Annotated in this window: 13 protein-coding genes; 11 read left to right on the top strand and 2 right to left on the bottom strand. The window is 59.9% G+C overall.

Features of this window, described 5'->3' with window-relative positions; genetic code table 11:
- Positions 1 to 37: 37 nt before the first annotated feature.
- The 11 genes from SPL01S_RS10815 to SPL01S_RS10765 all read left to right on the top strand — a co-directional run bounded on the left by SPL01S_RS10815 (position 38) and on the right by SPL01S_RS10765 (position 13,097).
- Positions 38 to 1,303 (top strand): ABC transporter substrate-binding protein, encoded by a 1,266-nt coding sequence (locus SPL01S_RS10815; RefSeq protein ID WP_063199608.1) that lies wholly within the window; start codon positions 38 to 40, stop codon positions 1,301 to 1,303.
- A 42-nt stretch (positions 1,304 to 1,345) separates the two neighbouring features.
- Positions 1,346 to 2,338, top strand: a complete 993-nt coding sequence (locus SPL01S_RS10810) for a carbohydrate ABC transporter permease (RefSeq protein ID WP_062870934.1) — start codon at positions 1,346 to 1,348, stop codon at positions 2,336 to 2,338.
- Positions 2,335 to 3,180 (top strand): carbohydrate ABC transporter permease, encoded by an 846-nt coding sequence (locus tag SPL01S_RS10805; RefSeq protein WP_006325530.1) that lies wholly within the window; start codon positions 2,335 to 2,337, stop codon positions 3,178 to 3,180. Before SPL01S_RS10810 ends, SPL01S_RS10805 begins: the two co-directional genes overlap by 4 nt.
- 32 nt (positions 3,181 to 3,212) lie before the next feature.
- The gene (locus SPL01S_RS10800; RefSeq protein WP_063199604.1) at positions 3,213 to 4,574 is read left to right on the top strand and encodes a family 4 glycosyl hydrolase; all 1,362 of its coding nucleotides are present in this window, start codon (positions 3,213 to 3,215) and stop codon (positions 4,572 to 4,574) included.
- A 61-nt stretch (positions 4,575 to 4,635) separates the two neighbouring features.
- Positions 4,636 to 5,751 carry an ABC transporter ATP-binding protein gene (locus SPL01S_RS10795; protein ID WP_062870931.1) on the top strand — a complete coding sequence of 372 codons (1,116 nt, stop codon included), beginning with the start codon at positions 4,636 to 4,638 and terminating at the stop codon, positions 5,749 to 5,751.
- A 16-nt stretch (positions 5,752 to 5,767) separates the two neighbouring features.
- Positions 5,768 to 7,441 carry a glycoside hydrolase family 13 protein gene (locus SPL01S_RS10790; protein WP_063199601.1) on the top strand — a complete coding sequence of 558 codons (1,674 nt, stop codon included), beginning with the start codon at positions 5,768 to 5,770 and terminating at the stop codon, positions 7,439 to 7,441.
- Positions 7,442 to 7,631: 190 nt separating this feature from the next.
- A complete protein-coding gene (locus tag SPL01S_RS10785; RefSeq protein WP_006325526.1) occupies positions 7,632 to 8,603 on the top strand; it encodes a sugar ABC transporter substrate-binding protein in 972 nt (323 codons plus the stop codon).
- A gap of 4 nt (positions 8,604 to 8,607) precedes the next feature.
- Positions 8,608 to 10,173 (top strand): sugar ABC transporter ATP-binding protein, encoded by a 1,566-nt coding sequence (locus tag SPL01S_RS10780; protein ID WP_063199598.1) that lies wholly within the window; start codon positions 8,608 to 8,610, stop codon positions 10,171 to 10,173.
- Positions 10,170 to 11,186 carry an ABC transporter permease gene (locus tag SPL01S_RS10775; RefSeq protein WP_062870928.1) on the top strand — a complete coding sequence of 339 codons (1,017 nt, stop codon included), beginning with the start codon at positions 10,170 to 10,172 and terminating at the stop codon, positions 11,184 to 11,186. The genes SPL01S_RS10780 and SPL01S_RS10775 overlap by 4 nt, the downstream gene beginning before the upstream one ends.
- Complete coding sequence (locus SPL01S_RS10770) at positions 11,183 to 12,166, top strand: ABC transporter permease (protein ID WP_063199596.1); 984 nt, start codon at positions 11,183 to 11,185, stop codon at positions 12,164 to 12,166. The genes SPL01S_RS10775 and SPL01S_RS10770 overlap by 4 nt, the downstream gene beginning before the upstream one ends.
- Positions 12,153 to 13,097 (top strand): carbohydrate kinase family protein, encoded by a 945-nt coding sequence (locus SPL01S_RS10765; protein ID WP_063199593.1) that lies wholly within the window; start codon positions 12,153 to 12,155, stop codon positions 13,095 to 13,097. Before SPL01S_RS10770 ends, SPL01S_RS10765 begins: the two co-directional genes overlap by 14 nt.
- Here the strand turns inward: SPL01S_RS10765 and SPL01S_RS10760 are convergent.
- Both SPL01S_RS10760 and SPL01S_RS10755 read right to left on the bottom strand, forming a co-directional pair.
- The gene (locus SPL01S_RS10760; RefSeq protein WP_063199590.1) at positions 13,094 to 14,122 is read right to left on the bottom strand and encodes a 2-hydroxyacid dehydrogenase; all 1,029 of its coding nucleotides are present in this window, start codon (positions 14,120 to 14,122) and stop codon (positions 13,094 to 13,096) included. The genes SPL01S_RS10765 and SPL01S_RS10760 overlap by 4 nt on opposite strands.
- Positions 14,119 to 15,630 carry an FGGY-family carbohydrate kinase gene (locus tag SPL01S_RS10755; RefSeq protein ID WP_063199588.1) on the bottom strand — a complete coding sequence of 504 codons (1,512 nt, stop codon included), beginning with the start codon at positions 15,628 to 15,630 and terminating at the stop codon, positions 14,119 to 14,121. Before SPL01S_RS10755 ends, SPL01S_RS10760 begins: the two co-directional genes overlap by 4 nt.
- Between the last annotated feature and the right edge of the window lie 130 nt (positions 15,631 to 15,760).

Below are 15,760 nucleotides of genomic sequence, written 5' to 3'. Positions count from 1 at the left end.
TATGCCGGTATTCCCAGCCGCCACCAGAGAGGACGCAATGAGAAGATTGATACCGAGTATGGTCGCCACCGCGCTGGCGCTGATGTCCGGCCAGGCGTTGGCCGATACCTTGCGGATGGAATGCGCGCCCAGCAAAGAGGGCCGTCAGTTCTGCAATGAGATTAAGCAGCGCTTTGAGGCTCAGACTGGCCATACCCTGGAGTTTATCGATCTTCCCCGCGCCTCCGACGAAAAGCTATCGCTGTTTCAGCAGCTGTTTGCCGCCAAGGATTCCAGCGCCATTGATTTGTTTCAGGCCGATACCGTGTGGATCGGCGTGCTGAACAAGCACCTGTTGGATCTGACCGACAGCGTGAGCGATATCAGGCAGGATTTTTTCCCCGCCGCCTGGCAGAACAACGTAGTCAATGGGCGGGTCAAGGCGGTTCCTGCTTATCTGGACACCGGGGCGCTCTATTACCGCAAAGATCTGTTGGCAAAGTACGGTGAACAGCCGCCGGTCACCTGGGATGAACTGACGCGCATCGCTACCCGCATTCAGCAGGGTGAACGGCAGGCGGGCCATAAGAACTTCTGGGGCCTGGTGTTCCAGGGTAAATCCTACGAAGGGCTGACCTGCAACGCGCTGGAATGGGTGGCCTCGCAGAACGGCGGAGGATTTATCGACGCCAACGGCAACATCACCATCAATAACCCGCAGGCGGCGCAGGCGTTGAACAGGGCTGCCGGCTGGATCGGCACTATCTCGCCGAAGGGCGTGCTGGGTTACATGGAGGAAGAGTCCCGCGCGGTGTTCCAGAACGGCGACGCGCTGTTTATGCGCAACTGGCCCTACGCCTATGTGCTGGCGCAGGACAACAGCAGCGCAATCAAAGGCAAGATCGGCGTGCTGCCGCTGCCAAAGGGCGCGGACGGCAAATCGGTCAGCGCGCTGGGGGGTTGGCAGTGGGCGATCAGCGCCTACACCAAAAACCCCACGGCGGCGATAGCGCTGCTGAAAATCGTCAGCGACGCCGAATCGCAGAAAAGGGCGCTGGCGCTGATGGGCTGGGCGCCGTCGCGGACCGAGCTGTATGACGATCCCAAGGTGTTGGCGCAGGCGCCTTATCTGTCGGATTTCAAGGGCATTTTCTCGCAGGCGATGCCGCGCCCGGCGACGCAGACCAAAAGACAGTATGCGCAGGTCTCGAAAGCCATCTACAACGCCACTTTCAATGTGTTGCGCGGTGACAGTGACGGTGTCACCGCGGTGGCGGATTTACAGCAGCGGCTGGAGCGGATTAAAGCCAGAGGATGGCGTTGAAGGCAGTGCAATTCCCCCCATTAACGGCCCGGAGTCTGATGCATGAAACGCGATACACACAGGTTAACCCTGACGGCCACGCCCGCCCCGGCGGCAGTGCAGTCGGTCAGGCGCAGCAAGCTTAATCATCGGCAGCGCCGTAGCCGCATCGCCTGGCTGTTGGTGGCGCCGGCAATGTTGCTGCTGGCGGCGGTTGCCGGCTGGCCGCTGCTGCGCACCCTGTTTTACAGCTTTACCGACGCCATGCTGGATGCGCCGGATGAATACCGCTTTGTCGGCTTCGCCAACTATCTGGATCTGACCGGGAGTGGCCACTCATACGGCGTACTGGCGGATCCGCAGTGGTGGCAGGCGGTGGGCAATACGTTGCGTTTCAGCCTGCTGTCGGTATCGCTGGAACTGGTGTTCGGCATGTTGCTGGCGCTGCTGATGAATCAGAAATTTCGCGGCCAGGGCCTGGTGCGCACCGCCATTTTGGTGCCCTGGGCGATTCCGACCATTGTCTCCGCCAAGATGTGGGGCTGGATGTTCCACGATCAGTACGGCGTGGTGAACGATTTGCTGCTCAAGTCGGGGATTATCGACGCGCCGCTGGCCTGGGTCGCGGAGCCGGGGTTGTCGATGTGGGCGGTGGTGATTGCGGACGTCTGGAAAACCACGCCGTTTATGGCGCTGATGCTGCTGGCCGCGTTGCAGCTTATCCCGGGCGATCTGTACGAAGCCGCACGGGTGGACGGGGCTAACGCCTGGCAGCGGTTCCGGCGCATCACGTTACCGCTGATCATGCCGGCGATGATCGTCGCGCTGATTTTCCGGGTGATGGATGCGCTGCGGGTATTCGACCTGATCTATGTGTTGACCTCCAACAGTGAAGCCACCATCTCGGTGTCCGGTTATGCCCGCGACCGCATGGTCAGCTATCAGGAAATGGGCTCCGGCTCGGCCGCTTCGGTGCTGGTGTTCATGATGGTGGCCGGTATCGCCGCCTGTTTCCTCACGCTGGGCCGCCTGAATGACAAGGAGAAACGCGCATGAAACTGACTCGCCAACAACACAAATACGGCCATAAGGCGCTGATTTTTGCCGGTGCCGCGCTGGCCAGCGTCATCTGTTTGTTTCCCTTTTACTACGCGCTGATCACCTCGCTGCGTTCGGGGGGCAGCCTGTTCCAGGTCGCTTACCTGCCGGGTGCGCCGCACTGGGGCAATTACCTGACGGCGTTGATGGATAACGGCATCGCTCGCAGCTTGTTTAACTCGATCGTCGTGGCAACGCTGACGGTGGGTATCTGTCTACTGGTGTCGATTACCGCCGCTTTCGCTCTGGCGCGCATCAGTTTTCGCGGCCGCAAATATCTGCTGTTCACCATTTTGTGCGTCTCGATGTTCCCCCAGGTGGCGGTGCTGTCCGGCATGTTCGAACTGGTGCGTTTTATGGGGTTGTACGATTCGCTGGGCGCATTGGTGCTGTCCTACACCACATTTTCTCTGCCGTTTACCGTCTGGGTGCTGACCACCTTTATGAAGGCGATCCCGGCGGAACTGGAAGAGGCGGCAATCGTCGACGGCGCCAACACCTGGACCATCATTACCCGCATCTTCGCGCCCATCATGGGGCCGTCGTTGGTGACCACCGGGCTGCTGGCGTTTATCGGCGCCTGGAATGAATTCATGTTCGCCCTGACGTTTGTCATCTCCAGCGGCAAGCGTACCGTGCCGGTGGCGATCGGCATGCTGCAGGGCGCCTCTCAGTTCGAACTTCCCTGGGGCACCATCATGGCGGCCTCGGTCATCGTCACACTGCCGATCATCGTGCTGGTTCTGATCTTCCAGCGTCGCATCGTCAGCGGATTAACCAACGGCGCAGTAAAAGGCTGATTTTCGATTAACCCTGAAGCAGGAGAAATGCAATGGCTACAAAAATCGTTTTAGTGGGCGCAGGCAGCGCGCAATTCGGCTACGGCACCCTGGGCGATATCTTCCAGAGCAAGACGCTGTACGGCAGTGAAATTGTGCTGCATGACATCAACCCGGCCTCGCTGGCCGTGACCGAGAAAACCGCCCGTGACTTCCTGGCTGCGGAAGATCTGCCGTTTACCGTCAGCGCCACCACCGATCGCAAAACCGCGCTGAGCGGAGCGGAGTTTGTGATTATCTCCATTGAAGTGGGCGACCGTTTTGCCCTGTGGGATCTCGACTGGCAGATCCCGCAGCAATATGGCATTCAGCAGGTGTATGGTGAAAACGGTGGCCCCGGCGGGCTGTTCCACTCGCTGCGCATCATTCCGCCGATCCTCGACATCTGCGCCGACGTGGCGGACATTTGCCCGAACGCCTGGGTATTCAACTACTCGAACCCGATGAGCCGCATTTGCACCACCGTGCATCGTCGTTTCCCGCAGCTCAATTTTGTCGGCATGTGCCATGAAATCGCCTCACTTGAGCGCTATCTGCCGGAAATGCTCGGCACCTCCTTCGACAACCTCAGCCTGCGCGCCGCCGGGCTGAACCACTTCAGCGTGTTGCTGGAGGCCAGCTATAAAGACAGCGGCAAAGACGCTTACGTCGACGTACGCGCCAAGGCACCGGACTATTTCTCCCGCCTGCCGGGCTACAGCGATATTCTGGCTTACACCCGTAATCACGGCAAACTGGTGGAGACAGAAGGCAGCACCGAACGCGATGCGCTGGGCGGCAAAGACAGCGCCTACCCGTGGGCGGACCGCACGCTGTTCAAAGAAATTCTGGAGAAGTTTCACCATTTGCCGATCACCGGCGACAGCCACTTTGGCGAGTACATTCGCTGGGCCAGCGAAGTCAGCGATCACCGCGGTATCCTCGATTTCTACACCTTCTACCGCAACTATCTGGGGCATGTGCAGCCAAAAATCGAACTGAAGCTGAAAGAACGCGTGGTGCCGATCATGGAAGGGATCCTCACCGATTCCGGCTATGAAGAATCTGCGGTCAACATTCCGAATCAGGGGTTTATCAAGCAGCTGCCGGCGTTTATTGCCGTCGAAGTCCCGGCGATTATCGACCGCAAGGGCGTGCACGGCATCAAGGTCGACATGCCTGCGGGCATCGGTGGCCTGTTGAGCAACCAGATTGCGATTCACGATCTGACCGCCGACGCAGTGATTGAAGGTTCGCGCGACCTGGTTATCCAGGCGCTGCTGGTGGACTCGGTCAACGATAAATGCCGCGCGATCCCGGAACTGGTGGACGTGATGATTTCACGCCAGGGGCCGTGGCTCGATTACCTGAAATAAGCCGGATGGCGGGGCGCGCTTGCGCCCCCTTGAATGCAACTACCTGGGGTTCGGGAGGAATATGGCGCAATTAACGCTGGAAAAACTGCAAAAACGCTATGGCGCTAACGCAGAGGTTATCAAGTCGCTGGATCTGCGGATCAACAGCGGGGAGTTCGTGGTGATCGTCGGGCCCTCCGGCTGCGGCAAATCGACGTTGCTGCGCATGATCGCCGGGTTGGAGGAGATCAGCAGCGGCGGCATGTATATCGATGGCAACTACGTCAATGACGATACGCCGTCCGAGCGCGGTATCGGCATGGTGTTCCAGTCCTACGCGCTCTATCCGCACATGAGCGTATACAAGAACATGGCGTTTGCGCTGGAACTTGCCGGCCATTCGGCGGAGGAGATCGACCGCCGGGTGCGCGAAAGCGCCCGCATTTTGCAACTTGAACCCTTGCTGGAGCGGCGTCCGAAGGATTTGTCCGGCGGGCAACGCCAGCGGGTGGCGATTGGCCGCGCCATAGTGCGCGAACCTAAGCTGTTTTTGTTCGATGAACCCTTGTCCAACCTCGATGCCTCGCTGCGCGTACAAATGCGCATGGAGGTGGCTTCACTGCATAAACGGCTGGGTTCGACCATTATTTACGTGACTCACGATCAGGTCGAAGCCATGACGCTGGCCGACCGCATCGTGGTGCTCAACAAAGGGCATGTCGAGCAGGTGGGAACGCCGCTGGAGCTTTACGATCAGCCGGCCAACGAATTTGTCGCCCAGTTTATCGGCTCGCCGAAGATGAACCTGATCCCGGCCATCCTGCGGCGTGCCGGTGAGCGGCAGAGCGTGGTGGAACTGGACAACGGCAAGGCGCTGGTGTTGCCAATCGCCACACCGGTGGCGGCGGAAGGCCAGAGCGTCAACGTCGGCATTCGTCCAGAGCATATTCGCGGCGGCGAACAGGCGCAGTGCGAGTTTCATGGCGAGGTGATGTTCGTCGAGCATATGGGCAACGAAACCTACCTCTATCTGGATAACGGCAACGCGGCGGAACCCTGGGTGCTGCGCAATCCCGAACGCTCGACCATTCAGGCCGGAGAAACCGTCGGCGTGCGCCTGCCAGTAGAGTGTTGTTATTTGTTTGACCGCCAGGGCCGCGCGTTCCCGCGCATTTTGGCGTCGGAACAGGCGCATTAACATAAGGAAGCATGACATGAGCGGTGCGCAAACGGCGCGGTGGTGGAAAGAGGCGGTGGTTTATCAAATCTACCCGCGCAGCTTTATGGATTCCAACGGTGACGGCATTGGCGATCTGAACGGCATTACCGCGCGGCTGGACTATTTGCAGTGGCTGGGCGTTGACGCCCTCTGGATCTGCCCGATGTACCGTTCGCCGAACGACGACAATGGCTACGATATCAGCGACTATCAGGCGATCATGACCGAGTTTGGCACCATGTCGGACTTTGATCGCCTGTTGGCGGAAGCCCATGCGCGCGGCATGCGGTTGATACTTGATCTGGTAGTGAACCACACGTCGGACGAACATCCGTGGTTTATTGAATCCCGTTCATCAAAATCCAGCGCCAGGCGCGATTGGTATATCTGGCGCGACGGCAAAAACGGCGCGGAGCCCAATAACTGGGAGAGCATTTTCAACGGCTCGGCCTGGAAGTACCATCCCGGCAGCGAACAATACTTTCTGCATCTGTTCTCCGAGCGCCAGCCGGATCTGAACTGGGAGAACCCGCAGGTGCGCGCGGCGCTGTATGACATGATGCGTTGGTGGCTGGACAAGGGCATCGACGGTTTCCGTATCGACGCCATTTGCCATATGAAAAAACAGCCGGGGCTGACCGACATGCCGAACCCGCAAGGGTTGCGTTACGTGCCGTCGTTCGAACGGCATCTCAACTACGATGGGCTGCTGGATTACGTCGATGAGATGTGCGAACAGGTGTTTAACCGCTACGACATCATGACGGTGGGGGAAATGAACGGCGCTTCGGCGGAACAGGGGGAGGACTGGGTGGGAGAACGGCATGGCCGCTTGAACATGATTTTCCAGTTCGAGCACGTCAAGCTGTGGGAAACCGCCAACCAGCAGGCGCCGGATGCCGGGCTGGATCTGATCGGCCTGAAAAGCATTTTCACCCGTTGGCAGACGCTATTGGAGGGCAAGGGTTGGAACGCACTGTACGTCGAGAACCACGATATTCCGCGCGTGGTGTCGAAATGGGGGGACGACGGGCGCTACCAACGCGAAAGCGCCACCGCCATTGCCGCGCTGTATTTTCTGATGCAGGGAACGCCGTTTATTTATCAGGGGCAGGAATTGGGCATGACCAATACCCACTTTGCTAGCCTGGATGACTTTAACGACGTCGCCACCAAAAATCGCGCCGCCGATCTGCGCCGACAGGGAATGGATGAAGAGCGGATCCTGGCGACGCTGCGCCGCAGTTCGCGTGATAACTCACGCACGCCAATGCCCTGGAACGACGGGCCTAACGGCGGCTTTAGCGCCGCAACGCCGTGGTTTGCGCTTAACGCCAACTACCGTGATATCAACGTGGCGCGCCAGAGTGGGGAACCGGACTCGGTGCTGAATTTCTACCGTGCGCTGATCCGGTTACGCAAGCAGACCCCAGCGCTGCTGTATGGCCGTTACCGATTGCTGCTGGACGAACATCGGCATATTTACGCCTATACCCGCACCCTGGATGACCGGCAACTGCTGGTGCTGTGCAATCTGAGCGGCGAACCGCAACAGGTTGATCCCCAATCTTTGGCGCTGGACAGTTGGCAACTGCGGTTGGGCAATTATCCACACGGCGGAGAGCCACAGACGCTGCGCCCTTATGAGGCACGGATTTATCAGGCATAGGGGCTGATTCAACCCGCTTTGCGGCCGGGGCCTGGGTGTAAACGAAGAGCAACACCGGCCGCATTTTCATCCCACGGAACAATCCCGCTTTTTAACTAACCATAACCGGTATTGTTATTTCGCTTTGCCATAGCCTGTTGCTAGCTTTTGTTCGTTCCATCAGGGGATGAATAACAGGGTAATAACAGAAATGACAAAAAAACTTATTAAAATCACAGCGCTGGCACTGTCAGTTTTCGCTGCTCACGGCGCCCAGGCGGCGCTTTCATTGCAGGGGAAAACCATTGGCGTGGCGGTGGTCGGCACGCAGCATTTTTGGGATCGCGAAGCATTCAAAGGCGCCAGCGACGAAGTGGAACATCTGGGTGGCAAAGTGGTGGCGGTCGATGGCGGCCGCGATAATCAGGTACATGCCGACAATCACGATATCCTGCTGGCGCGCAAGGTGGATGCGGTGATCAGCATTTTGGGCGACAGCGCCGTCGAGCCTAAATTCAAAGCGTTGCGCGCCGCCGGGATCCCGGTATTCACCGTTGACCATGTATCGCCGTATTCCATCAACAACACCACTTCGGACAACTACAGCATCGGCAGCACCATTGGTCGTTATACTGCCGAGGCGCTGGGCGGCAAAGGCAATGTGGCGGTGTTCAACGCCTTCTCCAACTCACTGCGCATCTGCGGCATTCGCTACGATCTGTGGAAGTACGTGTTGAAAGATTACCCGGACATCAAAATCATTCAACCGGAGCTGGCCGAGCAATACGCCAACTCGCCGGAAGATGCGCGCAAGAAAACCCTCGAACTGCTAAGCCAGCATCCGAAAGGTACGCTGGACGCGATTCACGTCGCCTGCTGGGACCAGCCGGCAATCGGCATCGTGCAGGCGCTGGAAGAGAGCGGCCGCGCCGGTGACGTTAAGGTCACGGCGATCGACGCAGGGCCGGAAACCCTGGAAATCATGGCGGAGAAGGGCAGCCCGCTGGTTGCCAACGTGGCGCAACAGCCGCGGTTAATCGGCACCACTTCAGCGGATAACGTGGCGCGCTATTTCGCCGGCGAAAAGTTGCAACCGCAAACCTTTGTGCCGGTATTGCCGGTGAAAGGGCCGGAAGAGGCGAAGGCGGTGTACAAACAACTCGGCTACGGCGAGCTGAAATAACGCCATGAGCCAGCAGGAAACGCAGGCCGCTCCCGCCGTGGGCGGCCTGGAAATGATTGGCATCGAGAAACGTTTTCCCGGTACCCAGGCGCTCAGCGGTGCCTCACTGCGGGTGCTGCCGGGCGAAGTTCACGGCCTGATTGGCGAAAATGGCGCCGGTAAATCCACCTTGATCAAGATCCTCGCCGGAGTTTATGCGCAAGACGGCGGGGAGATTCGCATTGGCGACCGGCGGCTGGCTTCCGTCACCCCGGCGGCGATACGGGCGGCCGGCGTGCGATTTATCCATCAGGAACTGCATTTGATCCCGCATTTCACCGTGGCGGAGTCCGTGTATGTCGGCCAGGAGCGGCGTAACCGTTGGCTGGGATTGGACAAGCGCGGCATGCGTCATGACGCAGAACGGTTTCTGTCAGAGGTGCTGGACACCCGCCTGGACGGTAACCGACTGGTCCGCGATCTCAGCATTGCCGAGTGCAAGCTGGTGCAGATAGCCCGGGCGTTAATCGACGGGCAGGCGCAACTGGTGGTGTTTGACGAGCCTACTGCGCCGCTGGAAGCCAGAGAGTCGCAATTGTTGTTTAACGCGATTGCCCGGTTGAAACAGCGCGGCATCGCCATTATTTACGTCTCTCATTATCTCGCGGAAATTGCCCAGATTTGTGACCGTGTCACGGTGTTTCGCAATGGCCGCGACGTGGGCACCTTGCAACAACTGGGCGATGGCGATATTGCACGCATGATCCCGATGATGGTCGGCCGCGAAATCACCCACCTGTTTGCCCCGCGCCCGGCACGACGGGCGGCGGCGGAGCCCTGGCTTAGCGCAGAAAGTCTGTCGGACGGTGCACAGCTGCGCGATGTCAGCTTGCAACTGGCGCCGGGGGAGATCGTCGGCATCGCCGGGTTGCTGGGTTCCGGCCGCGAAGCCTTGATCGACGCTCTGTATGGATTGCGCCCTCTTAAGCGGGGGCAACTGCGCATAGCCGGTAAGCCGGTGCGCATCGCTTCCCCGGCACAGGCCACTGCCGCGGGGATGGCGCTGGTGCCTCGCGATCGGCGGCATACCGGTCTGGTGTTGCCTATGCCGGTGGCGGACAACATCAACCTGGCGTCGCTTGGCACCTTGGCGCGTGCGGGGTGGGAACTGCGCAAAAAGGCCCGGCTGCACGCCAAAACGCTGGCGGAACAGTTGGATATTCGCCCGCGTAATCTGCAATTGCCGGTGCGTTTGTTAAGCGGCGGCAATCAGCAAAAGGCGATTCTGGCGCGCTGGCTGGCGACTAACCCACAACTGTTGATCCTCGACGAACCTACCCTGGGCGTAGACATCGGCGCCAAGGCGGAGATTTACCAACTGATTGCCGCCCAGGCGGTTGAAGGGCGCTGCGTGCTGGTGTCGTCCAGCGACGGCAGCGAACTGATTGGGCTGTGCGATCGCATTCTGGTGATGTTGCGCGGCGAGATTGTCGCTAATGTCCGTACCGCCGGGCTGACGCAGGACGCGCTACTGGCGTTGACCAGCGGCGGTTCAACGGCGTCCCCTTTAGTACAGGAGCCGGTTCTATGAGCCAATTGACCGAGGGCAATGTGGCGGCACGCTCCTCCCGGCGTCGCTTTTTGCCGCCCGGAGAGCAGATCGCCAATAAAATTCCGCTGTTGTTGTTTGCCGCGCTGTTGCTGTTTTTCTGTTTGCAGGCGCCGTACTTCACCAGTTGGCAGAATCTGAGCACTATCCTCAAACAAAGCGTGCCGCTGGCGATACTGTGTTTTGGCCTGACCTGCGTGATCAGCGGCGGCGGTGATGACGTGGTTTCCGGCGGCATCGATATTTCCCTGCCGGCGATCGCCGTGTTGGGGGCGGCTATCATCAGTAACGGCCTGACTCACGACGGTGACGGTTATCTGTGGCTGGCGGTGCTGGCGTTTGGCGCAGCGCTGTTGGCGGGGGGCGTCAACGCTTTGCTGGTGGTGGCCGTCGGGTTGCCGCCGTTGCTGGCAACGCTGGCCAGTTCGGTGGCGGTGGTGGGTATCGCCAATCTGATCACCCAACAGCGGCGCATCAGCGTCAGTGACGCGGCCATTGTCGCGCTGCGTGACGACACCTGGCTGGGGTTGCCGCTGATGGTTTGGTTAATGCTCGCCGCGCTGGCGTTGTTTGGCTGGGCATTGCATCACACCCGTTGGGGCATGCAGTTGCAGGCGGCGGGCGGCAATCGCGAAGCGGCGGAGATCTCCGGTTTGCGCGTCAAACCGCTGGTGATTGGCTCTTACCTGCTGGCGGCGGCCGCGGCCGGGTTAGCGGCCTTTGCCCTGGTGGCTCGTGGCTCAGGCAGCTCACCCGGCAGTGAAGAACCGCTGCTGCTGGAAATGGTACTGGCGACCTTTATCGGCGCGGCCTTCTCGCGCCGGCGAGTCGTGACCGTCTGGGGGGCGCTGCTGGGGGCCTTGCTGGTCAATGCGTTGTCGAACGGGCTGGCGCTGTTGCGGGTAGACATCTTTTGGGTCGGGGCGATCAAAGGCGGGCTGATCCTGCTGGTGTTGGCCGCCGCTGCAAGGCAAAACCGGGGGGGCAACCCATGACGGCGTTGAACAAACTTTTGATTCGCTACGGCTTTATGCTGATTGTTATCGCCTTTTTTCTGTTCTTCTCCTGGGGCAATAGCGTGTTTTACAGCCTGGACAACCTCAGTAATCTGTTACAGGGTAACGCAATATTGCTGATTGTCGCGCTGGCCATGACGCTGGTAGTGACCGCCGGTGGCGTTGACCTGTCGGTAGGCGTCACGCTGGATTTTGGCGCGGCTTTTGCGCTGATCGCCCTGAAGCAATACCAGCTCAGTTGGCAAATGGCGATAGTCGCCGCGCTGGCCGGCGGCGCACTGATCGGCGCACTCAATGCGTTGCTGATCGTTTACTTGCGGGTTAAGCCCTTTTTGGCGACGCTCGGCACCTTTTTCATCGGCAGCAGCATCGAACGTATTTATACCGACGGTGGGGGTTCGATCGCCTACCGCCGCATGGCGCAGCAGTATCACGATCTGGCGGTAGGCAACCTCGGCGGCGTGCCGTTACCGATAGTTATCGCTGCTGCGCTGCTGCTGGGCTATTTTCTGTTTTTCGAGCGCACCATCTTCGGCAAGCGGATTCATGCCATCGGGCTGAATCCCCAGGCCGCCCGTGCGGTGGGGATCCGCAATGGTCGTTACCTGTGCTGGCTGTTGATCGTCTCAGGCATGACCTGCGCGCTGGGAGGCGTGATCCTTTCGGCCAACCTGCGCCAGTTTACCCCGCTGGCCGGGCAGGCCTATTTGCTGGACGCCATCGCGGCGGTGTTTATCGGCACCGCGTTTCATCCGCAGGGGCGCCCCAACGTGTTGGGCACGCTGGTTGGCGTGCTGTTCCTGGGCATGGTGGCGAACGGCCTGAACCTGATGGGGCTGAACTTTATGGTGAAAGACGCTCTGACCGGCGTGATCCTGGTGGTGGCGCTGGCGCTGTCCTTTATCCAGAGCCGGTTAAAACAAACGCAACAGGCGGAGGCCGGCAGTGAGTCAATATGATGCGGTATTTGTCGGTTTAACCTTGCTCGACATCGCGGGGCGGCCAGTCAGCGCTATCCCGGCAGGCGGCGGCGTGCAGTTTATCGAGCAGATCCGGCTGAACCCGGCGGGCACCGCCAGCGGCGCGGTGATGAATGCCGCCAAGCTGGGGATACGCACCGCCACCTCGGCCTGTCTTGGCGAGGATGAAAAGGCGGAGTTTATCCTCAATGCCTACCGTCGGCTGGGGATCGATTGTTCGCTGATCCAGCGCACGGCACGGGCGGAAACGTCTGCCACCATTTTGCCGATCAGGCCCAACGGCGAGCGCCCGGCGCTGCATTACCGTGGGGCCTCGGATTTTCTGTTCGTTGACGATGCCGACTTTGACGCGTTGTGCGATACCCGTTTCTTGCATCATGGCGGCACCGGGCTGCTGGCGGCGATGGACGAGGGTCAAAGCTCCAAATTGTTGCGCCATGCCAAACGGCTCGGCGTTACCACCAGTTTCGACCTGATTGCGCCTGGCCCGCATACCCTGGCGTTGTTGCTGCCGCTGTTGCCCAGCGTCGATTACTTTATGCCGTCGCTGGAGGAGGCGACTTACCTGTCCGGCCGGAAAACGCCGCAGGAGATTGGCGCGTTCTTCCTCGACCACGGAGTGGGGAGCTGTATTTTCAAAGCCGGTGAGCAGGGATCCTTTATCGTCACCCGCGATGCCTGTGTGCGTATTCCGGCCTATCAGGTTGAGGTCGTGGACACCACCGGCTGCGGCGACAGCTACTGCGGTGGGTTTATCGCCGGGCTAAGCCGTGGGCTGGCGGTGCAGGAAGCCTGCCTGCTGGCGACGGCGGTGGCGGGGTTGGTTGCAGGCGGGTTGGGATCGGACGCCGGGGTGATCGACTGGGAACACACCCGGCGGTTTATGCAGCAGACGCCGCGCGGCGCTTAGCGCCAGGCGTACAGCAACGGCTCGCCTTTGAGATAGCGCTGTATGTCCTGGGCGATCATCTCGGTATGTTTGACCAGCGTCTCCCGCGTGGCACCGGCGATGTGCGGCGTAATCACCACGTTGTCGAATTCGGTGATAAACGGATGCCGGCGGTAAATAGGTTCGCTGGCGTACACGTCCAGCGCCGCGCCGGCCAGCCGTTTCTCCCGCAGGGCGGCAATCAGATCTGCTTCAATCACCACCGCCGCGCGCGAGGTATTGATAAACAGCGCGTGGGGTTTCATGCGGTTAAACAATTCACGGCCAATCAGCCCGTCGGTTTGCGGCGTCGCTTTCAGGTGCAGGCTGATAAAATCGGCGTCGCTGAACAGCTGTTCCAGCGTGGTTTTCTCAATACCCGGCTCGTTAATTTCTACCCCGGAAACGTAAGGGTCCGCCACCAACAGCCGCATGCCGAAAGCCCGGGCAATACGGCCTACGCGTTGGCCAATGCTGCCGTAACCGACGATGCCCAGCGTTTTGTTGCGCAATTCACTGCCTTTAAACACTTCATAGGGGCTGGATTTATCCACGTCCCACACCACATCGCTGCGCAGACCCTCTTTGGCTGCCGCCGTTTGCGGCTGCTTGCGGGTGAACTCACCGCGTTTGAGCGCTGCGTGGGCCTGGGGAATATGGCGAGCCAGATTCAGCATTAGCGCCAGCGTCAGCTCCGCCGCGGCGTCCGAATTGCGGCCTGGGGTGTAGATCACCGGAATATTGCGCCGTGCGGCGGCCTGCAGGTCAATATTGACCGGATTGGCGCGGGTACAGGCAATCAGTTTCAACTGCGGGCAGGCGTCGATCACCCGGGCGGTAATATCGTCGTAGCTGGTGATGATAAAGCTGGCGTCATGGGCCAGATCAATCAGCGCGTCTTCGGTCAGCTTGCTTTCGCCGGCCGCCCAACCGCGGATGACCAGCTCGCCCAGTTGGCGGAAATCTTCAAGCGAACCGGCGTATTCGGCGGTAAAGAGGGTTTTCATGGTGCGGGGGTTCCTGCGTTAAGGGCATTGAGTATTTGCTCCCGGCTTTGCCACAGCGGTTCAAGCTGAAGGCGTAACTGGCGGAACAGTGGATAGAGCGCCTGATAGATCTGTTGGTTGGCCGGATCGGGGATAAATAGCCGGCGGCTTTCGGCCTGAACAAGCGTTTCATGTGACACCGTCACGCCAATGCTTTGCGCCGCCAAAATCGCCACGCCTCGGGCGCTCAGCTCTTTCACCCGGCTGGTGATCACCCGCCGGCCGGTGCAGTCGGCGATGATCTGCAACCAGACGGCCGAAGCGGCCCCGCCGCCGGCAAGGTAAAGATCGCCCTGCGGTGGGTAGTCGTGCAGCGAGTCTTTAATGGCGAACGCCAGCCCTTCAAACACCGCCCGCAGCAGGTGCAGATTGCCGGTATGTTGACCGATGCCGAAAAAGCCTGCGCGGGCCACCTGGCTGTAGAAGGGTGCGCGTTCACCGTTCAGATAGGGCTGATAGAGCACGCCGCCGCTGCCGGCGGGAATGGCGGCGATCTGCTCGCCAATACGCTCGAGATCGCCATCGCCGGCCAGCTCACGTACCGCCCAGTCCAGGTTCGGCGTGCCCGCTTGCATGGCGAACAGGTTGATATAACGTCCTTGTTGCGAATGGGCGACAAAGCGCGTTTTCGGGCTGACCTGCGCCAGGCTGTCGCAGACAATGCCGGTGCAGCAGGTGGTGCCCAAAAGGGTGTAAACGTCGTCGTGATGCACGGCGCCAATGCCCAGCGCTGCCGCCGACACATCCAGCGCACCGGCGCACACCGGAATGCCCGCCGCCAGCCCGGTGACAGCGGCCGCTTGTATCCTGATTTCTCCAGCGCGTTGGCCGGGGTGCAACAGCGGCGGGAACAGCGGCCGAAGGGCCTGCAGACCCAGTTCCGTCAAAACCTCGTCGGAAAGCGTTTCGCTGTGAAGATCGAGCAGTGAGGTGCCGGTATCCGTCAGCTCAAGATTGGCCGCACCGGTCAGGCGATAGCGGATCCAGTCTTTGGCGAAGAAGAAATAGCGCGCGCTGTTTAGCGCGGCGGGCTGATTTTCCGCCAACCATGTCAGGATCAGCGAACTGTTGCACGGCAGCAGGCGGGTACCGGTTGCCCGAAACAGCCTTTCTTCCCGTTCCGGCTGTTGCTTGAGACGCGCCACTAAAGGCGCGCTGCGGGTGTCGCTCCATAAAATGGCCTTGCGAACCGGCTGCCCAGCGGCATCGACCAGCCATGCGCCTTCGCCCTGGCCCGAGAGGCCAATGGCGCGGATGCGCCCTTGCTGCAACAACGGCGAGTCGGCCAGCGCGCGCAATGTCGTGACCACATTGCGCCACAGCTGTTCCATATCCTGCTCGGCATAGCCGGGGAACGGTACTTCGGTCAGGTTGTCGGCGCTGGCAACCTGACATTGATTAAACTGCTCGTCGAATAAAACCGATTTGATCTTCGAAGTACCTATGTCGATGCCGAGATAATAATCCATGAGAGCGCCAGCCTGCGGGGAACGAGGCTGCCAGCGTAGCAATGAAGGAACGGATCCCATATGCCATTTCCGGGAAAGCTAATTCATTAATAAGATTATGATTATTAATACCTTATAACGGAATGGTATT

The organism is Serratia plymuthica NBRC 102599 (assembly GCF_001590925.1).
In the GTDB taxonomy this organism is placed as follows: Bacteria; Pseudomonadota; Gammaproteobacteria; order Enterobacterales; family Enterobacteriaceae; genus Serratia; species Serratia plymuthica.
The sequence above is the reverse complement of the archived record's forward strand: the minus strand, read 5'-3'. Positions and strand labels throughout refer to the sequence as shown.